Here is a 20,048-nt window from a genome sequence, read left to right on the forward strand (position 1 = left end):
AGCAGCCCCAGCGTCGGCGAGGCCGTCACGAACTCCCGCAACGGATGCCGCGCCAGCACCGCGTCCACCTCCGGCGTCAACGCCGCCGCCAGACGGGTCGCGACCGGCAGCGAGTCGTCGCGCAACGTCCTGACGGCGTCCAGCACGGCATTGCGCCCGGGCCCTGCGGGAACCCCGGCGGCCAGCCGCTCGTGGAGGTCGCCGCCTTCTTCCAGCACCAGACCGGTGTCGATGCCGGCCGGGATCTTGATGCGGGCGTTGTGCCGCCAGGTGGCCACCGGGTCGCTCCAGGCCTCGACCCGGAACGTCCAGGCGCCCTCGGAGGTGGGCGTGACCTCGGCGCCCCAGCGGTCGGAGCCCGGTTCGAGCTCCCGCATCGGGGTCCACGGGCCGTGCCGGCCCTCGGGATCGGTCAGGACCACGTTGGCCGCGACCGCGTCATGGCCTTCCCGGAACACGGTCGCGGTGACCTGGAACGTCTCGCCCGCGACGGCCTTGGCCGGGTACCTGCCGCACTCCACCGCCGGGTGGACTTCCCGTACCGGGATACGGCCGATGGCCGGAACCGAACTCATGCGTCTCACCTCCACCGTGCTGGAAGACCGGGCCGACGGCCCGGTCGGGGACAAACAGGCGGCCGGAGGGATCACGTCCTCCGGCCTGCGCCGAAAGGATCTCCCCGGCCTGCGCCGAACGGGTCACCTCTCTCCGGCCTGCGCCGAAGCGGTCACCTCTCCCCGGCGAGACGCCGCTGCGCACGCGGCGGGCCGCGCCGATCCGCTCCCACCGCCCGAGGCCTGTCGTCCTGTTCCAGGAGGTAGGCGCCGAGGGTGGACCGCAGATAGCGCTCGGCCGCGTCCGCGGCCTCGCGGGCGCAGCGTTTGCCCATCAGCACGCAGAGGGTGTAGCCCGAGTCCTCGAAAGTGGCCCGCACCGTGCGGTCTGCGGGGGACGCGAGCATGACGCGTTCCCACGCCCGGTACCGCCGCAGTTGCCGGGCCACCTCGGCTTTTGCCGGTAGCAGCATGACGCCCTTCACTTTCCGGGGGCTCGATCGCACGTCTCCCGACCGTCGGGCGGCGGCCGTACGTGCGCACGCACGGATCCGTTACGGGCTTCGAGGTCTTCACACATGGTGCACGGACGACGACGCAGCGTCTTGTTGGAGCTTCAACTACCCCTGGCGGCTCATTGATCACCAGTTGTGCGCTCGTGTTGCACGAATGGCGTAGCGCTCCCACGCTTGAGGTGACTCAGGAGCGATCGCCGCTCACGCTGTGCATACGGGGCTCGTCCCGCCAGGGGCGAGGACAAGCGGGAGCTTCGCCGGTGAGGAGCCAACGACGATGAAGACCGCAGCACCCTGTTACTACCACCTCGACGTGGAGGTCAGCCCGGAACGGGTCGGACAGGTCCGGCGCATCCTGGCGGCCCACCTACGGCTCTGGTACCTCGAAACGCTGGTCGAGCCCGTCTGCAGCGCCACCGAGCTGCTGCTCAAGGCCATCGACGAGCACGCGACCGACAAGAACACGTCGATCGAGATGTGGTGGAACGGGCAGCATCTGATCACCGCAGTGGGGGAGAACGACTGCGACCTGCGCCCCGACCAGGACCTGCGCACCTGCCTGGAACGGATCGCCGCGATGAGCGACGGCTGGGGCTGCTGCGCCACGGCCACCGGCAGCAAGGTCATCTGGTTCTCGCAGCGGGCCCGGGCCGGCGAGCGCGTGCCCCTGGTGCCCGTGGCGCCCTGGCCGCGCCTGCGCGAGGTGCTCCAAGTGCCGCGCGAAGTGCACGCCGCGGCGCTGGCGGGCGAGGTTCGCGAGTCGAACGGCCTGCTGGAGGACGCCCGGTGACGGCGAAGCGACGCCGCAAGGCAGGGGTGCCCGTCTGGAGCGGGCACCCCTACCCGTTGGGTGCCTCCTTTGACGGGAAGGGCACCAACTTCGCCCTGTTCAGCGAGGTCGCCGAACGCGTCGAGCTCGTCCTCGTCGACGACGACGGCCAGCGGCGCAACATCCCGGTGACCGAGGTCGACGGCTTCGTCTGGCACTGCCATCTGCCGGACGTCGGGCCCGGACAGCGCTACGGCTACCGGGTGCACGGGCCCTGGGACCCGGACCTCGGCCACCGCTGCAATCCGAAGAAGCTCCTGCTCGACCCGTACACCAGGGCGGTCGACGGACAGGTGGACAACCACGCCTCGCTCTTCGAGCGTTCACCGAGCGGCCCGTCGCGGTCCGACAGCGCCGGGCACACCATGCTCGGCGTGGTCACCGATCCCGCCTTCGACTGGGGCGACGACCGCCCGCCGCGGCGGCCCTACTCGGACAGCGTCATCTACGAGGCCCACGTACGGGGCCTGACCCGCGCCCACCCCGACGTCCCGCCCCGGCTGCGCGGCACCTACGCCGGCCTCGCGCACCCCGCCGTCATCGAGCACCTGACCGGGCTCGGGGTGACGGCGGTCGAGCTGATGCCGGTGCACCAGTACGTGCAGGACGGTGTGCTGCTCGACCGGGGGCTCTCCAACTACTGGGGCTACAACACCATCGGCTTCTTCGCCCCGCACAACGCCTACGCCGCCCGCGGCACCCGCGGCCGGCAGGTCACCGAGTTCAAGTCGATGGTGAAGGCCCTGCACGCGGCCGGGCTCGAGGTGATCCTCGACGTCGTCTACAACCACACGGCCGAGGGCAGCGAGAAGGGCCCCACGCTTTCCTTCCGCGGCATCGACAACGCCTCGTACTACCGCCTGGTGGACGGCGACTGGCGCCACTACTACGACACCACCGGTACCGGCAACAGCCTGCTGATGCGGCACCCTTACGTGCTGCAGCTGATCATGGACTCGCTGCGGTACTGGGTCACCGAGATGCATGTCGACGGCTTCCGCTTCGACCTGGCGGCCACGCTGGCACGGCAGTTCCACGAGGTGGACCGGCTCTCGGCGTTCTTCGACCTGATCCAGCAGGACCCGGTGATCAGCAGGGTGAAGCTGATCGCGGAGCCCTGGGACGTGGGGGAGGGCGGCTACCAGGTGGGCAACTTCCCGCAGCTGTGGTCGGAGTGGAACGGCAAGTACCGTGACGCCGTACGGCACTTCTGGCGGGGCGGCGAGCACGCGCTGGGGGAGTTCGCCTCCCGCCTGACCGGCTCCGCCGACCTGTACCAGCACAGCCGGCGCCGCCCGCGCGCCAGCGTCAACTTCGTCACCGCGCACGACGGTTTCACGCTGCGCGACCTGGTGTCGTACAACGACAAGCACAACGAGGCCAACGGCGAGGGCAATCGGGACGGCGAGAGCCACAACCGGTCCTGGAACTGCGGCGTCGAGGGCGAGAGCGACGACCCGGCCGTCCTTGAGCTGCGCGCCCGCCAGCAGCGCAACTTCCTGGCCACCCTGCTGCTGTCGCAGGGCATCCCGATGCTGAGCCACGGCGACGAACTGGGCCGCACCCAGCGCGGCAACAACAACGCCTACTGCCAGGACAGCGAAGTCTCCTGGATCGACTGGCGGTTGACCGGCGAACAGCGCGATCTCGCGGACTTCGTGCGGTACGTCATCGGCCTGCGCGCCGCCCATCCCGTGCTGCGCCGCCGCCGCTTCTTCCGCGGCGAGACCGCGACCCACGCGGACCAGCCGCTGCCCGATCTGGTGTGGCTGGCGCCGGGCGCGCGCGAGATGACGGAGGAGGAGTGGCACCGCGGGCACTCCGTCGCCGTCTTCCTCAACGGCGACGCGATCGCCGAACCGGACCCGTGCGGCCGCCCCGTGGTGGACGACTCGTTCCTGCTGCTGCTCAACAGCTACTGGGAGCCGGTGGAGTTCCGGCTGCCGGACGTCACGTACGGCGAACGGTGGACGACCCTGATCGACACCGCCGTCCCGCACGACGGGCCCGACGAGACGGAGCACAAGGCCGGCGGTGCGATGACCGTCGAGGCGCGGAGCCTGGTCCTGCTCACCCGCCCCTCCCGCACGCCCGGCTGAGCCCCGGCCGGGCGGGGGCGCCGGCGGGCTCAGCGCTCGCGGCTCGACGTCACCGTGAACTGCGCGCCGTCGGCGTCGCGCAGCACGGCCTCGTCACTGCCCTTCGTCAGAACGCTGCCGCCGTGCACCTCGGCCGCCCGCACACACGCCGCCACGTCCTCGACCGCGAAATGGACCTGCCAGTGGGGCCGGATGGTGGGGTCGGGGGCCGCGCCCAGGGCGCCGGACTCGATACGGGCCACGACGTCGCCCTGGCTGCGCAGCACCACCTCGCCCCCTTCGTAGTGGACCTCGCAGCAGCCGGGCCGCCCGGTCGCCCAGTCCAGCACCTCGCCGTAGAAGATCGCCGCGTCGAAGGCGTCGCGCGTGTGCAGCCGGATGAAGGTCGGTGACGCCCGGCGCCACCTCTCCCAGTCGGCGACGAGTGAGCCCTCCCAGATCCCGAAGGTCGCCCCGTCGCGGTCGGCCAGCAGCGCCGCACGTCCGGGCGGGAAGGAGATCGGCCCGACCGCGGCGGTGCCGCCCCGCTCCTGCGCCCGTGACACGGCCTCGTCCGCGCTGGGCACGGCGAAGTACGGGGTCCACGCCACCGCCATCTGCCACATCCCGGCGACGGCCGCGATGCCGGCCACGGGCACCCCGTCCGCCAGCGCCATCCGGAAGCGGTCGCCGAGCTGGGCGGGGCGCCACTCCCAGCCCAGTACGGCGGCGTAGAAGTTCTCCGTGGCATCGACGTCGCGGCTGGTCAGGCTCACCCAGCAGGGCGCCCCGGCAACGGTGTGCGAGGCGACGATGCGGGTGTTCGCGCGAGGGCGTGAGGAGTCGTCGTTCATGGCAGTCACGTCCTGGTCCGTTCCTCCGGCGGCCACGGTCTCGTACCAGTGTCCGACCGGAACCCCTCCGGGTGCCTGCCGAGTACCCCCGGGATACGGCCGAAACGGGTGCCCGCCGACTGCCCGCCGCCCGGTGGCACCGGGCCCGACGAGTGCCACTATGGATTGCGTGGCACAGGTACCCCAGGAACCGGCGGACGAGACAGATCGCATCTTCGAACTGCAGGAAGAGGTCGACCAGCTGAAGGCGGCCGTCGCCTCGCACGCCGTCGTCGACCAGGCGATCGGGATGGTGGTCGCGCTCGGCCGGGTGACGCCGGACCTGGGGTGGCTGGTGCTCAAGGACGTCTCCCAGCACACGAACATCAGGCTGCGCAATGTCGCGGAGCTCGTCGTCATCTGGGGACGCTCGGGGGAGATGCCCGAGGAGATAAGGGCGGAGCTGGAAGACGCCCTGGACCGCTACGGCCCCACGCAGTTCCCCGAGGCCCCGCCGGACACATGAGGCGACGGGGTCGCGCGGAGTCGTACGGCGGCACGGCTCAGCCGCTCTCCGCGAGCAACTCCTCACGCAGGTGGGCGAAGCAGCCGCTGAGCAGCCGGGAGACGTGCATCTGCGAGATGCCGAGCTGCTGCGCTATCCGGCTCTGCGTCATGCCGCGGAAGAAGCGCAGATAGAGGATGGTGCGCTCGCGCTCCGGGAGTGCCGCGATGCTGGGTCCGACCGCCACCCGGTCCACGACGACGTCGTAGGCGGGATCGGGGCCGCCGATCGCGTCGGTGAGCGAGTAGCCGTCGGAGCCGGGCAGCTCGGCGTCGAGGGACAGGGCCGCGAAGCACTCCAGCGCCTCCATGCCCACCCGCACCTCGCTCTCGCTCATGTGCGCGTGCCGGGCGATCTCCGAGACGGTGGGTCCGCGTCCCGGTGTGGTCTGGGACAGCTCCTTGGCGGACTGCCGGACCCTGTTGCGCAGGTCCTGGACCCGGCGCGGCACATGCAGCGTCCACATGTGATCGCGGAAGTGCCGTTTGATCTCGCCGGTGACGGTCGGCACCGCGTACGCCTCGAAGGCGTGACCGCGGGCCGGATCGTAGTGGTCGACCGCCTTGACCAGGCCGAGTGCCGCCACCTGGTAGAGGTCCTCGAGGGACTCTCCGCGTCCCTTGAAGCGAACGGCGATCCGCTCGGACATCGGGAGCCAGGCCCTGACCAGTTCGTCCCGGAGCTTTTGTCGCGGTGGGCCGTCGGGCAACCGCGCCAGCCGCTGGAAGGCCTCGGCGGTGTCGGGGGCGTCATCGTGCGGGTGGGGTTTGGTTCTGCCGCTGGTGACAGGCATATGGTGCGCACCTCCATGAGGCGGTGCTGAGGGGACAGTCACCATGGGAGACGCGGACCCGGACCCTTGCAGAGGCCGTCCGGGGGCCCACCGGCTCCCACAGACGTGCCTCCTGTTCCGAAGCACCTCCGTCTCCTGCCCAGAGTTGGTACTTCCGAAACAAAACGGACATCAGGGCCGTGTCGTCCTGCGCTTGACCGTCTCTTGGGTTCATTACCTCTGTTACAGAGGTAATCTTCGAATGTGGAACCGGAAGCCTTCCCTGACGAGCTGATCGACGCCCTCGCCGGCGTCCACCGACGGCTGAGGCGTCGCCTGCGCCCCCAGATCACCCCGCAGCTGCGCGGTGCCGAGGTCGAACTGCTGCGCCTGGTCGCGGGCCGCCCCGGCATCGGAATCTCCGACGCCGCCAAGGAGCTGCACCTGGCCGGGAACTCGGTCTCGACCCTGGTCAACGCGCTGTCCCGGCAGGGCTATCTGGTCCGCGAGACCGACCCCGCCGACCGGCGGGCCGCCCGGCTGATGCCGACTCCCGCCGCCGGGGCGAGGCTCGCGGAATGGCGCAAACGGCGCTCCGAACTCGTACGGAGCGGGCTGTCCCGGCTCGACGAGACGGACCGGGAGCGGCTGGGCGCGGCGATCCCGGCCCTGCGCAAACTGGCCGACCACCTGCACGAGGAAGCCGAGGAGTCATGACGCGCGACGCCGACACCGAACGGGCCGAGGCCGTCACCTGCACCGGACTGTCCTACGTCTTCGGCGAGACGAAGGCCGTCGACGGACTCGACCTGTCGGTCGAGGAGGGCGAGGTCTTCGGACTGCTCGGCCCGAACGGCGCCGGGAAGACGACCGCCATCCGGTGCATCACCACCCTGCTGCCCGTTCCGGCCGGGCTGGTGCGGGTCTTCGGGCACGACGCTGCCAAGGACCGGATGGCCGTACGCCGCCTGCTGGGCTACGTGCCGCAGCAGCTGTCCGCCGACGCCGGCCTCACCGGCCGCGAGAACGTCGCCCTGTTCGCCCGCGTCTTCGACGTCTCCCGCGGCGAACGGGCCGAACGGGTGAGCCAGGCGCTGGCCGCCGTCGACCTCACCGACGCCGCCGACCGTCTCGCCAAGACCTACTCCGGCGGCATGATCCGCCGCCTCGAACTCGCCCAGGCCCTGGTCAGCGCGCCACGGCTGCTGATCCTCGACGAGCCGACCATCGGGCTCGACCCGATCGCCCGCACCGGCGTGTGGGACCAGATCAACGCCGTACGGGCGGCCACCGGCATGACCGTGCTGGTCACCACCCACTACATGGACGAGGCCGACCAGTACTGCGACCGGGTCGGCCTGATGCACCGCGGCCGCATCCGGGCGCTCGGCACCCCCGCCGAACTCAGGCAGGGGCTGGGCGAGCGCCGGCGCGCCGAGGGCGCGGCGGACACGGCCCCGCTGCCCACGCTGGAGGACGTCTTCCGCGACGTCGCCGGCAGCGGTCTCGACGACAAGGCAGGAGATTTCCGCGATGTCCGAAGCACCCGCCGTACTGCCAACCGCGTCGGCTGAGCGCGCGCCCGGCATCGATCTGCTGCTGCGGCCGCCCCGGCCCCGCGCCGGCTGGCGGCTGCTGCCCGCGCGCGTAGGGGCGATGTGCACCGTCGAACTGCAGAAGCTGCGTCACGACCGCACCGAGCTCTACACCCGCGCGATCCAGCCTGCCCTCTGGCTGCTGATCTTCGGTCAGACCTTCACCCGGATACGGGCGATACCCACCGGCGGCATCCCCTACATCGACTACATGGCGCCCGGCATCATCGCCCAGTCCGCGATGTTCATCGCCATCTTCTACGGCATCCAGATCATCTGGGAACGCGACGCCGGCATCCTCAACAAGCTGCTGGTCACACCGACTCCACGCTCGGCCCTGATCACCGGCAAGGCCTTCGCGGCCGGCGTGAAGTCGCTGATCCAGGCCCTCGTCGTCGTGATCATCGCCGCCCTGCTCGGTGTCGCACTGACCTGGAACCCGCTGAAACTCCTCGGCGTCGGGGCGGTGGTGATCCTGGGTTCCGTGTTCTTCTCCTGCCTGTCGATGACCATCGCCGGCGTCGTCCTCAGCCGTGACCGGCTCATGGGCATCGGACAGGCCATCACCATGCCGCTGTTCTTCGGCTCCAACGCCCTGTACCCGGTCTCCGTCATGCCCGGCTGGCTCCAGGTGGTCAGCAAGGTCAACCCGCTGAGCTACGAGGTGGACGCCCTGCGCGGCCTGCTGATCGGCACGCACTCGCATGTGGCGCTCGACTTCGGGGTGCTCCTCGTGGCCGCCGCGCTCGGCATCACGGCCGCCTCCTCGCTCCTCGGCCGGCTGGCCCGCTGATCATGCCCCCGGAACGTGATGTGCCACACGCGGCGGTACACCCTCGTGTGGCTTGTTCCGACCGTTGTTCCTGGGCACGGCTTGATCAGTGATCTAAGCGCGCGAATGCGCTGGCCACAGCGCATTCCGCTCATTTGACAGTGCACTGAGCGCCCAGATAGGTAGGACTCTCTGAGGTCGAAGAGGTGGACTGTGTACGAGCCGAACGTGGTCGGGGACTGGCAGGAATACGACGAGCATTCCGGTCTGCGTGTCCGCGTCCACCGCCTGGAAGCCGCCGAGCCGCCACGCGGACGGGACGACGCCGCCGAGGGTCTCACGTATTTCAGCGTCCGCGTGACCGTCGAGAACCGGGGAGAGCGGCATTCCACCATCCACCTGGAGGACGGTCAGATCGACGTGCGGCTCGGCCCCGACGGCGAGGCCGCGTTCATCGACTGGCGCAACTCGCAGTTCATCGAGGGCTTCGACGTCTATCCGCTGCGCCGGGCCACTGCCGTGCTCTACGCGGCCGGCCCGGAGGCCTCGTTGAGCCAGGTCGACGTCCAGGTCCAGCTGCGCGTCGACGACGAGTGGGCCGACCGCCGGCTGTGGGCGGGCGGCATCGGCCTGCACGAGGAGGCCGCCGGCGCCCACCCGGGCGGTGTCAGCGACCGGCTGGCCCACCAGGTGAGCAAGTTCCTGCGGGATCAGGCGGAGGAAGGCACCGCCTGATCCGCGTCCGCCGTCCCCGGCGCGGGGCGGCGACTCGGCACGGGATGACTTCTCAGTGCGGGATGCCGTCGATGATCTCCCGAGCACCCTGACGCAGCAGCGCCACGGCGACCGAGGTGCCCAGCGTGGCCGGGTCGAGCCGGCCGGCCCACTCGTGGGCGTTCAGACGCGTTTTGCCGTCCGGGGTGAAGACACAGGCCCGCAGCGACAGTTCGCCGCCGTGGTCCACGCGGGCGTACCCGGCGATCGGGCTGTTGCAGTGCCCCTGCAGGACGTGCAGGAACATGCGCTCGGCGGTGGCCTCCCGATGCGTGTCCGGGTCGCCGAGACCGCTGACCGCGTCGATGAGTTCGCTGTCGCCCTCCCTGCACTGCAGAGCGAGGATGCCCGCGCCGATGGGCGGCATCATCGCCTCGGGGGAGAGGATCTCGGTGATCACGTCCTCGCGCCCGATGCGCTCGAGACCGGAGACCGCGAGCAGCAGCGCGTCCGCCTCGCCCGCCGCCAGCTTCGCCAGCCGCCGGTTGGCGTTCCCGCGGAACGGCACGCACTCCAGGTGCGGATGGGTGGCCGCGAGCTGGGCGACGCGGCGCACCGAGGAGGTGCCGAGCCGGGTGCCGTCCGGGAGTTCGTCCAGGGTGAGGCCGCCCGGGTGGATCAGGGCGTCACGGATGTCGTCCCGTTTCAGGAACGCGGCGAACGTGGTGCCCGCGGGGAGCGGGCGGTCGGCGGGCACGTCCTTCACGCAGTGCACCGCGAGATCGGCCTCGCCCGCCAGCAGCGCGGCGTCGACCTCCTTGGTGAACGCCCCCTTGCCCTCCACCTGGGACAGCGCGCCCATCCACTTGTCGCCGGTCGTCTTCACCGGCACCACCTCGGTGCGCACACCGGGATGCAGGGCCGCCAACTCGCCACGGACGCGCTCCACTTGGGCGAGCGCCATGGGCGAGTCGCGGGAGACGATACGGATCAGTTCTGGGACGGACATGCGGACACGATAGTCCTCCGGGAGGGGGCGTCTGTGCCGTACCGCCCCTTCTGGGTCCTAATCACGTCCGGTTGAGACTCAGCCGTGCCGGGTAGGGGTAGAGGTCCTTCCGACAGCCCGGTGCCGTTTCGTCGAGTTCGGCGGCATCGGCCGGTGTGCGCAGCAGGCAGCGGTGACGCAGCAGTTCACGCTGCACCTCGGGCGTCAGCCTGGTGGAGGTGAGCCCGTCCAGATCGTCGCCGTAGCCGTGAGCGCACGCGTTGAGCTCGTAGCCGGTGCCGGTGCACAGGTCGACCCGGAAGCCGGTGCGCCACTGGGGGGGGGGCGGGCCTGCGGCTCCACGCGATTACCGCTGCTCCGCGACCGCCCGTGACACATGGGCCTCCGGCCAGGTCAGCACCGCGAGCGCGCCCAGCGTGAGCAGCCCCCCGGCCAGGAATGTGCCGCGCACTCCGACGAGCGGCAGCAGGCTTCCGCCGAGGAGGGCGCCGGCGGCCACGCCCACGTTGAAGGCGGCCCCGTTGGCCGCGAGGGCCGACTCCGTACGGCCGGGCGCGACGCGCAGCACCTGGCTCTGCGTCGCCATGAAGACCGGCGCGACCGAGGCGCCGAGCAGCATGAGCAGGGCAACGGTGGCCACTTGGCTGCTCGCGCCCGCGTACAGGCCGAGCAGGGCGATGGCCTGCGTGACCACGGGGACCGTGAGCGTGGCGCGTGGGAAGCGGTCGAGGAGCGGGCCGGTGAGTGCGATGCCGGCCAGCGCTGCCGCGCCGAACGCGAACAGCACGCCGCTCACCGCGTCCTCGCCGAACCCGCCGACATCCTTCAGCAGCACGGCGACGTACGTGTATCCCGCGAACACCCCGGTCACCGACAGGGCGGTGGTCGCGACGACGACCAGGAACCGGCGGCGGTCCGGCTCGGCACCGTACGCCGCGTGGCTCTCCTGGGGACGGGAGGTCGGCAGTACGGCGGCGATGACGACGAGGGAGACGAGCGCGAGCGCGCCGAGCACCGCGAAGGGCGTCTGCCAGCCGCCGCGGCCGCCCAGCCAGGTCCCGGCCGGGACGCCCAGCACCGTGGCCAGCGAACCGCCGACGGACAGCAACCCCATGACGCGGCCGCGCCGTTCGGGCGGGAACAGTCCCACCGCGACCGGTCCCATCAGCACCCAGAACGAGGCCTGCGCGAGTGCGGTGACCAGCCGCGCCGCCAGCAGCATCCCGTACGAGACGCTGTGCAGTGCCGACACCCAACTGGCCGCGGCCAGCAGCCCCAGCAGCAGGGCGAGCAGATACCGGCGCGGCGTCGAGCGGGTGAGGCGGGCGGCCGGCAGCGACACCACGGCCACCGTGAGGCCGTAACCGGTGACCAGCGCGCCCACGGCGCCGAGCGGTACCCGCAGGTCCGCCGCCATGAGCGACAGCAGGCCCAGCGGGAGGTTCTCCGCGGTGTTGAAGGTGAACGCCGCCAGCATGAGTGCCGCGACGACGGCGCCCCTGCGCCAGGCGGCCGGACGTACGCTGCCCATCCAGAGGTCCTCCGGGGTGTCGGCGTGGGGGTGGGTGTGGTCGAACGGAACGGCCGGGCAGGCCGGGGGCCAGCGTCCTGGGATCGAGGCAGGGCCTCTACTGTTTCGATCCAGGCCGAATCGGATCCGGCTCGCTTCAGGCCGTACCGGACGTACCGGACCTACGCCGTGCCGGACGTGTCGTGAGCGCTCAGGAGGCCGCCTTGCCGCTGACCCTGCACCTCGGCGCCGACGACCTCACGCGCTGCCGGTTCGCGATCTCGCCGCTGTGCCAGACGCACGAGGCGCTGCGCATGCTGCGCCGCCCCAGGCGGCACGGCTACCACCGCGCCTGGCTGCAGCGTCTCCGCCGTACGCTCGCCGGGCTCGACCTGTCGCCCCTGTGGCTGTTCGTGCCGCGCGTCGGCGGCTACACCCCGGACTTCCTCGGCCCGCCGCCCGAGGAGCCGTACCCCACCATCGACGACGAACTGTCCCGGATGCGCGCCACCGACCCGGCACTGGCGCGCGTGGAGATGGCCCGTTCGCTCGCGTGCACACCCGGCCTGGCCCAGTCACTGCCGGGCCGCGCCGCACTGGACGACCCCGAGGGAACCGTCCGCCGCCTGGCCGATCTCACCGAACTGGCCTGGCACGCCCTGCTGGCCCCGGACTGGCCCCGCCACCGCGCCGTCCTGGCGGCGGACATCGCCCATCGCTCACGCCTGGCGGCCGACGGCGGACTCGACGCGCTGCTCACCGGCCTGCACCCCGGCATCGACTGGGCCGGCCACCGGCTCACCCTGCGCGGGTACGGCGACCACGCGGACGCCCAACGCCCCGACGGGCGCGGCATCCTGCTCATGCCCAGCGTGTTCGTCTGGCCGGACGTGGTCAGCGGCTTCGCCCGCCCCTGGCAGCCGACGGTGATCTACCCCGCCCGCGGCATGGGCCGCCTCCACACCGCCCCCGCACCGCGCCCGCCCGAGGCCCTCGCGCGCCTCCTGGGCCACCAGCGTGCGGCCCTGCTGACCGGCCTGACCTTCCCCGCCTCCACGACGGAACTCGCCGCCTCGCACGGCCTGGCCCCGTCCACGGTGTCGTCCCACCTCACGGCCTTGCGGGCGGCGGGGCTGCTCGACGCGCGGCGCCAGGGTTACTACGTGCTGTACGAGCGGACGTCGCTGGGGGACGGGCTGGTGGCAGGGGGGTAGGTCGTCCTGCGTGGCCGGCGGATTCGACGACCGTGCCGTGTGCGTGCGCGCCCAGAGACGCGAGCAGGCATGGGCGGCACCTGCTTGGGAACCCGCCCGGTCGTTCGCTGAACCAGGGGTGGGAGAGCACATGCGTGAGGAAGACACCGGACACGGCGCATTCGCGGTATGGCGGCATGCGACACCGTGGCCGGCGACGGTGCGTTCCGTGATGGTGGGGGCGGCCGCCGTGGTCGTCGTGGCGGCGCTGTGGGCGACGGCTCTGGGCCGCTGACAGGCGCACGGCGCGCGGGCGGCACATGAGGGGTGCGACTTCGGGTACTCGGGGCCGGATCCCGTCCGGGGACGTTCCGACGTCCCCGGGACTGTCCGACCCACGGAATGGACCGACCGTGACTGACTACTCTCCCAATGGTGCCGCCTCCGCCGTTCAGCTGGCCCTGCGGGCCGTGGTCGCGGGCGAAGCGGACCAGACGGAACTCGACACCCTCGCCGACAGCGAGGTGCTGATCCCCACCGGAAGCGCCGTGGGCGACCAGCCTCCCGGGACCGTGACGCTGCCCGTCTACGAGCAGCAGGACGGCACCGAACTGGTGCCGGTGTTCACTTCGGAGGCCCGTCTGCAGCAGGCGTTCCCGCGGATCACCGATCACCGTCAGGTCCAGCTCGGCGCGCTCGCCCACCGCTGGCCCTCCGAGGAACTGGCCCTCGTCATCGACGCGGGGACGCCCGAGGAGCTGGCGCTGACCGCCCGAGGCGTCAAGGACCTTCTGGACCGCGAGGTCGACTGAACTGCGCCGGCTGCCGCCCCGCCCGGCCGTTTCGGCCGAGCGGGCCGAGGGCACCCGTGCCGGGCTCGAGGGCGGAACAAGGAGGTCGAGCCATGACCGACAGCGGTTTCGGCGATGGGCTCCGGGCCCGGCCGGACGCGGAGCGCGGCAACCAGTGGTACGGGCCGCAGCCGGACGTGGCAGGAGCCGCCGGATATCCGGACAGCCCGCCGCGTATGGGCTTCTTCACCGACACCTCCGTATGCATCGGCTGCAAGGCCTGCGAGGTGGCCTGCAAGGAGTGGAACGCGGTGCCCGAGGACGGCCTGGAACTGACCGGCATGTCCTACGACAACACGCAGGGACTCGGCGCGGACACCTGGCGCCATGTGGCCTTCATCGAGCAGCGCAAGCCGCTGGGCGGTCAGGAGCCGGGTGTCTCCCACGAGGGCGTGGACGTGTTCGACGCGGCCCGGCAGCTGGGCGCCGACGCCGCCTCGCCCGGCCCCGGCGCCACGGCACCGCCACCGGACGCGGCGCCCGCGGGCGCACCGGCCGGGGAGATCTCCCCGATCGCCCCCGACGGCCGCACCGAACTGCGCTGGCTGATGGCCTCCGACGTGTGCAAGCACTGCACCCACGCCGCCTGTCTCGACGTGTGCCCCACCGGCGCGCTGTTCCGCACCGAGTTCGGCACGGTCGTCGTCCAGGAGGACATCTGCAACGGCTGCGGCTACTGCGTGCCCGCCTGCCCGTACGGCGTCATCGACCAGCGCAAGGAGGACGGCCGGGTCTGGAAGTGCACGCTGTGCTACGACCGCCTGGGCGCCGGCATGGAACCGGCCTGCGCGAAGGCGTGTCCCACCGATTCCATCCAGTTCGGTCCCCTGGACGAGCTGCGGGAGCGGGCGTCGGGACGCGTCGCCCAGCTGCAGGCGACCGGCGTCACCGACGCGCGTCTGTACGGCGAGGACCCCGGCGACGGGGTCGGTGGCGACGGCGCGTTCTTCCTGCTCCTGGACGCGCCGGAGGTCTACGGCCTGCCGCCGGACCCGGTCGTCACCACACGGGACCTGCCGGACATGTGGCGGCACGCGGCGCTGGCCGCCGCCTCACTCGCCGCGCTGGCCGTCACCAGCTTCGTCAAGGGCGCCGCCAGGAGGCCGCGATGACCGGTTCCGACGTCACACGCGAGGGCGTCGAGGGCGCGCGGCCCGGACGGAACGCGTCGACCGGGAAGGGCGCGGGGCGCCATCGGCGACGTCGCGGCCGCGGCGAGCGGTCCATGGTGCCGGACGCCGAGTTCTCCTCGTACTACGGCAAACCGGTTCTGAACAAGCCGACTTGGAAGGCCCTCGACATCGCGGGCTACCTCTATTTGGGCGGACTGGCGGGCAGTTCCTCGCTGCTGGCCGCCGGCGCGCACGTGACCGGTCGCCCGGCGATGGCCCGGGTGGCGAAGCTGGGGGCGACGGGCGCCGTCTCGCTGTCGCTGGCCGCGCTCGTGCACGACCTGGGCCGGCCGAGCCGCTTCATGAACATGCTCCGGGTGTTCAAGCCGACCTCGCCGATGAGCGTGGGCTCGTGGCTGCTGTCGGCCTACGCCCCGGCGACCATGGCCGCCGTGGCCGGCGACGTGACGGGCCGCTACCGGCTCGTCGGCTCGGCCGCGACCGCGGCGGCCGCCGCTCTCGGCCCCGCGGTCGTCACGTACACCGCCGTCCTGATCTCGGACACGGCGGTGCCTTCCTGGCACGAGGGGTACCGGGAACTGCCGTTCGTCTTCGCCGGCTCGGGCGCCACCGCGGCGGCGGGACTGGCGCTCGCGGCGGCACCGGTCGAGGAGACGGGGCCCGCCCGTCGGATGGCCGCGCTGGGGGCTGTCCTCGAACTGGCCGCGTTCCAGGCGATGAAGCGGCGGATGGGTCTGGCGGCCGAGCCGCTGGAGCAAGGCCGGCCGCACCTGCTGCTGTGCACCGCGGAAGTCCTCACGGCGGGCGGCGCCGCCCTTGCGGCCCTCGCGGGCCGGCGGCGCGACCGCGCCCTCGCGGCGGTGGCCGGAGCGGCGCTGCTGACCGGTTCGGCGGCCCTGCGGTTCGGTGTGTTCCACGCCGGGGTCGCGTCCGCCGAGGACCCGAAGTACACGGTCGTACCGCAGCGGGAGCGCCTCGCGAAATCCCGGGGCGACCGGCAGGTCAGCGAGCAAGGGCGGCGACACCGGCCGCGGTGACGTCCGCCGGGCGCATCGTGGACGGATACGGTCCGGGCTCCCGCCGCACCCAGGCGGTGGCGAGGCCGGCCCTCGCGGCGCCGTCGATGTCCCAGGGGTGGACGGCGACCAGCATGGCCTCCGCGGCGGGGACGCCCGCCGTCCGTACGGCGTGGGCGTAGGCGGCCGGCGCCGGTTTCCAGGCGCCCGCCTGCTGGACGTCCAGGAGCGCCTCGAAGCAGTCCGCGATCCCGGCGCGGTCGAGCACCGCGCGCGTGCCGGCCGCCGAACCGTTGGTCAGGGTGAGCAGGCGGTGCCCGGCCGCGTGCAGCGCCCGTACACCCTCGACGGCGTCCGGACGCACAGGCAGTCGGGGAAACACGTCCAGCACATGTGACACGGCCTGCTCCGGATCGACCGCGGGCGCCAGCCGTGCGAGCAGCGTCCGCAGCCCGTCCCCGGCGACGTCCGCGAAGGTCGCCCGCCCACCGGCCAGCGTCAGCGCCATACCGTCGCGCAGCACGCCCGCGAACCAGGCCGGCAGCGCATGCCCGGGCAGGCCGACGTCCGTCAGGCGGTCGGCGAGGGGCGACATGTCGGTGAGCGTCTCGTTGACGTCGAAGACGAGCACGCCCGGGAGACGGTCATGGATCAAAGGGATCACCCTTTCCGTACGTCCGGCGAGCGAGCGCACCGTCGCCCGCATTCCCCCTGTCCGCACCGTCGACACATCCGCGTCGGAGCAGGCTCCTCCGTTTCGGTGCGAGCGGGGCGGGTACTCCGCGCTGCGAAACGTCACGCACCGGGAAACCGGAAGGGCAGGACTGCACCATGGGTGTTCGCACCTGGATCGACTCCTGGCCGGTGTACCGCCAGCTCACGGGCACGGACCCGCTCGGCCGCGGCGCCGCCGCGAAGAGCGGGCGCAGCGAGCGGCTGACGCCCCGTGTCGCGCGCGCGGACCGCGTGGTGAAGTCGGTCTGCCCGTACTGCGCGGTGGGCTGCGGGCAGAACGTCTACGTGGAGAACGACAAGGTCACCCAGATCGAGGGCGACCCCGACTCCCCGATCTCACGCGGCCGCCTGTGCCCCAAGGGCTCTGCCAGTCTCCAGCTGACCACGGGCGACGCCCGCGAGCACCAGGTCCTCTACCGGCGCCCGCACGGCACCGAGTGGGAGCGCCTGGACCTCGACACCGCGATGCACATGATCGCCGACCGGGTCGTCGATTCCCGGCGCGCGGGCTGGCAGTGGGAGGTCGACGACACCCGCACCAGGCGCACCATGGGGTTCGCGAGCCTGGGCGGCGCGACGCTCGACAACGAAGAGAACTACCTGATCAAGAAGTTGTTCACAGCGCTCGGAGCGATCCAGATCGAGAACCAGGCGCGTGTTTGACACTCCTCCACCGTTCCCAGTCTGGGAACCTCGTTCGGACGCGGCGGCGCGACCACCTTCCAGCAGGACCTGCAGAACTCCGACTGCATCGTCATCCAGGGCTCCAACATGGCCGAGTGCCATCCGGTCGGGTTCCAGTGGGTGATGGAGGCCAAGGCCCGGGGCGCCAAGCTGATCCACATCGACCCGCGGTTCACCCGCACCAGCGCCCTGGCCGACGTGCACGTGCCGCTGCGCGCCGGCTCGGACATCGCCTTCCTCGGCGGGATCATCCGCCACGTCCTGGAGCACGACAAGTACTTCCGGGACTACGTGGTGGCGTACACGAACGCGCCCGTGATCCTGCGCGAGGACTTCCGTGACACCGAGGACCTGGAGGGCCTCTTCTCCGGCTTCGACCCCGACAACCGCAGCTACGACAACAGCAGTTGGCAGTACGAAGGCATGGAGATGCAGGCCGCCTCCGGCGAGCGCGACCAGGAGTACGAGAAGCGCACCGGCGACGGCAGCTCGGTGACCGAGGCCGCGCGCGGCGAGGCCCACGGCTCCGGCGGCGCGGACATCGGCGAGGGCGAGCCCGAACGGGACGAGACCCTCAGCCACCCGCGCTGCGTCTTCCAGGTCCTCAAGCGGCACTACGCCCGCTACACCCCCGAGATGGTCGAGGAGATCTGCGGTGTGCCGCAGGATCTGTTCCGCCAGGTGTGCGAGCTGGTGTCGGTCAACTCCGGCCGGGACCGCACGACGGCCTTCGCCTACGCGGTCGGCTGGACCCAGCACACGGTCGGCGTGCAGTACATCCGCGCGGCCGCCGTGCTGCAGACCCTGCTCGGCAACATGGGCCGGCCGGGCGGCGGCATCCTCGCGCTGCGCGGCCACGCCTCCATCCAGGGCTCGACGGACATCCCCACCCTGTTCAACCTGCTGCCCGGCTACATCCCCATGCCCCACGCCCACAAGAACGAGGACCTCGACGCGTTCGTGCAGGGCGAGGCGGCGCGCAAGGGCTACTGGGGCAACATGCGCGCCTACCTGGTCAGCCTGCTCAAGGCGTACTGGGGCGAGGCCGCCACGCCCGACAACGACTTCTGCTTCGACTACCTGCCGCGGCTGACCGGCTCCCACTCCGCCTACGAGACCGCCATGGCCCAGATCGAGGGCGCCTGCAAGGGCTACTTCGTGCTCGGTGAGAACCCGGCGGTCGGCAACGCCAACGCCAAGCTGATGCGCCTGGGCATGGCCAACCTGGACTGGCTCGTCGTACGGGACTTCTCCCTGATCGAGTCGGCCACCTGGTGGAAGGACGGCCCGGAGATCGAGACGGGCGAGATGCGCACCGAGGACATCGGCACCGAGGTGTTCTTCCTGCCGGCCGCGGCGCACACCGAGAAGGACGGCAGCTTCACCAACACCCAGCGGCTGCTCCAATGGCACCACCAGGCCGTGGAGCCGCCGGGGGAGTCCCGCAGCGACCTGTGGTTCACCTACCACCTCGGGCGGATCATCCGCGAGAAGCTGGCCGGCTCCACCGACGCCATGGACGCGCCGCTGCTCGACCTGACCTGGGACTACCCGGTCAGGGGCCGGCTGTCCGAACCGGACGCCGAGGCCGTCCTCGCCGAGATCAACGGCCATGACGCCGAAGGGAATCCGCTGTCCTCCTACGAGCAGCTCGAGGGCGACGGCTCCACCGCGTGCGGCTGCTGGATCTACTGCGGGGTCTACGCCGACGGCGTCAACCAGGCGGCCCGCCGCACGTCCGGCAAGGTGCAGAACTGGGTGGCCAAGGACTGGGCGTGGGCCTGGCCCGCCAACCGGCGCATCCTCTACAACCGCGCCTCCGCCGATCCCGACGGCAGGCCCTGGAGCGAGCGCAAGGCCCTGGTGTGGTGGGACGAGGACGCGCAGAAGTGGGTCGGCCACGACGTCCCCGACTTCCCTCCCACCAAGTCCCCGCAGTACGAGCCCCCGCCGGACGCGGAGGCGGCGGAGGCCCTGTCCGGCAAGGACCCGTTCATCATGCAGGCCGACGGCAAGGCATGGCTGTACGTGCCCTCCGGGATCACCGACGGCCCGCTGCCGGCGCACTACGAGCCGCAGGACTCGCCGTTCCCCAACCTGCTCTACCCTCAACAGCGCAATCCCGTACGGCAGTTGATGCCGCCGCACCCCGACAACCGCTACCAGCCCAGCGGCACCGAGCCCGGCTCGCAGGTGTTCCCGTACGTCGCCACCACCTACCGGCTCACCGAGCACCACACCGCGGGCGGCATGTCACGCTGGCTGCCGTATCTCGCGGAACTGCAGCCGGAGTTCTTCTGCGAGGTCTCGCCCGAACTCGCCGCGGAGCGTGGTCTGGAGCACACCGGCTGGTCGACGATCGTCAGCGCGCGGGGCGTCGTGGAGGCGCGGGTCCTGGTCACCGACCGGATGGCCCCGCTGACCGTGCAGGGACGCCGGCTGCACCAGGTCGGGCTGCCCTACCACTGGGGCCCGAACGGCTACAGCACGGGCGACGCGGCCAACGAACTGCTGCACCTCTCCCTCGACCCCAACACGCACATCCAGGAGAGCAAGGCGTTCGCCGTGGACATCCGGCCCGGCCGGCGCCCGCGCGGCGAGGCGTCGCTCCGGCTGGTGCGCGCCTACCGGGCGCGGGCCGGCATCGACGAGCACACGGGCACGGAGCCCTGATCACCCGAGCCCGGTCG

Annotated in this window: 20 protein-coding genes; 13 read left to right on the top strand and 7 right to left on the bottom strand. The window is 71.7% G+C overall.

Annotation, left to right across the window (positions count from 1 at the left end; genetic code table 11):
* Both ACGFYN_RS41950 and ACGFYN_RS41955 read right to left on the bottom strand, forming a co-directional pair.
* A partial coding sequence (locus ACGFYN_RS41950; RefSeq protein WP_393871278.1) for a maltotransferase domain-containing protein occupies positions 1 to 575 on the bottom strand: 575 nt, incomplete at its 3' end.
* Positions 576 to 727: 152 nt separating this feature from the next.
* Positions 728 to 1,027: a DUF5133 domain-containing protein gene (locus tag ACGFYN_RS41955; protein WP_393871279.1), complete on the bottom strand. Its 300-nt coding sequence runs from the start codon at positions 1,025 to 1,027 to the stop codon at positions 728 to 730.
* 319 nt (positions 1,028 to 1,346) lie between these two features.
* Here ACGFYN_RS41955 and ACGFYN_RS41960 point away from each other — a divergent pair, with 319 nt between their 5' ends.
* A complete protein-coding gene (locus ACGFYN_RS41960; protein WP_393871280.1) occupies positions 1,347 to 1,859 on the top strand; it encodes a pep a2 in 513 nt (170 codons plus the stop codon).
* Positions 1,856 to 3,997, top strand: a complete 2,142-nt coding sequence (gene glgX / locus ACGFYN_RS41965) for a glycogen debranching protein GlgX (RefSeq protein ID WP_393871281.1) — start codon at positions 1,856 to 1,858, stop codon at positions 3,995 to 3,997. The genes ACGFYN_RS41960 and glgX overlap by 4 nt, the downstream gene beginning before the upstream one ends.
* 29 nt (positions 3,998 to 4,026) lie before the next feature.
* Here glgX and ACGFYN_RS41970 read toward each other — a convergent pair whose 3' ends face one another.
* Positions 4,027 to 4,830 (bottom strand): VOC family protein, encoded by an 804-nt coding sequence (locus ACGFYN_RS41970; RefSeq protein WP_393871341.1) that lies wholly within the window; start codon positions 4,828 to 4,830, stop codon positions 4,027 to 4,029.
* A 169-nt stretch (positions 4,831 to 4,999) separates the two neighbouring features.
* Here ACGFYN_RS41970 and ACGFYN_RS41975 point away from each other — a divergent pair, with 169 nt between their 5' ends.
* On the top strand, positions 5,000 to 5,335 hold the full coding sequence (locus ACGFYN_RS41975) for an ANTAR domain-containing protein (RefSeq protein WP_393871282.1): 336 nt from the start codon (positions 5,000 to 5,002) through the stop codon (positions 5,333 to 5,335).
* 37 nt (positions 5,336 to 5,372) lie between these two features.
* On the opposite strand, the gene ACGFYN_RS41980 is transcribed toward ACGFYN_RS41975, so the two are convergent.
* Positions 5,373 to 6,167, bottom strand: a complete 795-nt coding sequence (locus ACGFYN_RS41980; RefSeq protein ID WP_393871283.1) for a SigB/SigF/SigG family RNA polymerase sigma factor — start codon at positions 6,165 to 6,167, stop codon at positions 5,373 to 5,375.
* Positions 6,168 to 6,410: 243 nt separating this feature from the next.
* Between ACGFYN_RS41980 and ACGFYN_RS41985 the strand changes: the two genes are divergently transcribed.
* From ACGFYN_RS41985 to ACGFYN_RS42000, 4 genes are all read left to right on the top strand, one after another.
* A complete protein-coding gene (locus tag ACGFYN_RS41985) occupies positions 6,411 to 6,863 on the top strand; it encodes a MarR family winged helix-turn-helix transcriptional regulator (RefSeq protein ID WP_393871284.1) in 453 nt (150 codons plus the stop codon).
* The gene (locus ACGFYN_RS41990) at positions 6,860 to 7,720 is read left to right on the top strand and encodes an ABC transporter ATP-binding protein (RefSeq protein ID WP_393871285.1); all 861 of its coding nucleotides are present in this window, start codon (positions 6,860 to 6,862) and stop codon (positions 7,718 to 7,720) included. Before ACGFYN_RS41985 ends, ACGFYN_RS41990 begins: the two co-directional genes overlap by 4 nt.
* The gene (locus ACGFYN_RS41995; RefSeq protein ID WP_393871286.1) at positions 7,680 to 8,534 is read left to right on the top strand and encodes an ABC transporter permease; all 855 of its coding nucleotides are present in this window, start codon (positions 7,680 to 7,682) and stop codon (positions 8,532 to 8,534) included. Before ACGFYN_RS41990 ends, ACGFYN_RS41995 begins: the two co-directional genes overlap by 41 nt.
* A gap of 192 nt (positions 8,535 to 8,726) precedes the next feature.
* Positions 8,727 to 9,248 (top strand): hypothetical protein, encoded by a 522-nt coding sequence (locus ACGFYN_RS42000; protein WP_393871287.1) that lies wholly within the window; start codon positions 8,727 to 8,729, stop codon positions 9,246 to 9,248.
* A gap of 52 nt (positions 9,249 to 9,300) precedes the next feature.
* Here ACGFYN_RS42000 and hemC read toward each other — a convergent pair whose 3' ends face one another.
* Both hemC and ACGFYN_RS42010 read right to left on the bottom strand, forming a co-directional pair.
* On the bottom strand, positions 9,301 to 10,236 hold the full coding sequence (hemC, locus tag ACGFYN_RS42005) for a hydroxymethylbilane synthase (RefSeq protein WP_393871288.1): 936 nt from the start codon (positions 10,234 to 10,236) through the stop codon (positions 9,301 to 9,303).
* 346 nt (positions 10,237 to 10,582) lie between these two features.
* Positions 10,583 to 11,767 (bottom strand): MFS transporter, encoded by a 1,185-nt coding sequence (locus ACGFYN_RS42010; protein ID WP_393871289.1) that lies wholly within the window; start codon positions 11,765 to 11,767, stop codon positions 10,583 to 10,585.
* Between the two features lie 203 nt (positions 11,768 to 11,970).
* Here ACGFYN_RS42010 and ACGFYN_RS42015 point away from each other — a divergent pair, with 203 nt between their 5' ends.
* The 5 genes from ACGFYN_RS42015 to nrfD all read left to right on the top strand — a co-directional run bounded on the left by ACGFYN_RS42015 (position 11,971) and on the right by nrfD (position 15,960).
* A complete protein-coding gene (locus tag ACGFYN_RS42015) occupies positions 11,971 to 12,960 on the top strand; it encodes a DUF5937 family protein (RefSeq protein WP_393871342.1) in 990 nt (329 codons plus the stop codon).
* A 130-nt stretch (positions 12,961 to 13,090) separates the two neighbouring features.
* Complete coding sequence (locus tag ACGFYN_RS42020; protein WP_393871290.1) at positions 13,091 to 13,234, top strand: hypothetical protein; 144 nt, start codon at positions 13,091 to 13,093, stop codon at positions 13,232 to 13,234.
* Positions 13,235 to 13,352: 118 nt separating this feature from the next.
* Positions 13,353 to 13,751, top strand: a complete 399-nt coding sequence (locus ACGFYN_RS42025) for an SseB family protein (RefSeq protein ID WP_393871291.1) — start codon at positions 13,353 to 13,355, stop codon at positions 13,749 to 13,751.
* Positions 13,752 to 13,843: 92 nt separating this feature from the next.
* Positions 13,844 to 14,902, top strand: coding sequence for a 4Fe-4S dicluster domain-containing protein (locus ACGFYN_RS42030; RefSeq protein WP_393871292.1), 1,059 nt, complete (start codon positions 13,844 to 13,846; stop codon positions 14,900 to 14,902).
* Positions 14,899 to 15,960, top strand: a complete 1,062-nt coding sequence (gene nrfD / locus ACGFYN_RS42035) for an NrfD/PsrC family molybdoenzyme membrane anchor subunit (protein ID WP_393871293.1) — start codon at positions 14,899 to 14,901, stop codon at positions 15,958 to 15,960. The genes ACGFYN_RS42030 and nrfD overlap by 4 nt, the downstream gene beginning before the upstream one ends.
* Here nrfD and ACGFYN_RS42040 read toward each other — a convergent pair.
* Positions 15,926 to 16,603 (bottom strand): haloacid dehalogenase type II, encoded by a 678-nt coding sequence (locus ACGFYN_RS42040; protein WP_393871343.1) that lies wholly within the window; start codon positions 16,601 to 16,603, stop codon positions 15,926 to 15,928. The two genes, nrfD and ACGFYN_RS42040, sit on opposite strands and share 35 nt — an antisense overlap.
* 167 nt (positions 16,604 to 16,770) lie before the next feature.
* Between ACGFYN_RS42040 and fdh the strand changes: the two genes are divergently transcribed.
* On the top strand, positions 16,771 to 20,031 hold the full coding sequence (fdh, locus tag ACGFYN_RS42045; protein WP_393871294.1) for a formate dehydrogenase: 3,261 nt from the start codon (positions 16,771 to 16,773) through the stop codon (positions 20,029 to 20,031).
* Positions 20,032 to 20,048 lie beyond the last annotated feature (17 nt).

This window comes from Streptomyces sp. NPDC048419, assembly GCF_043200415.1.
GTDB lineage: Bacteria > Actinomycetota > Actinomycetes > Streptomycetales > Streptomycetaceae > Streptomyces.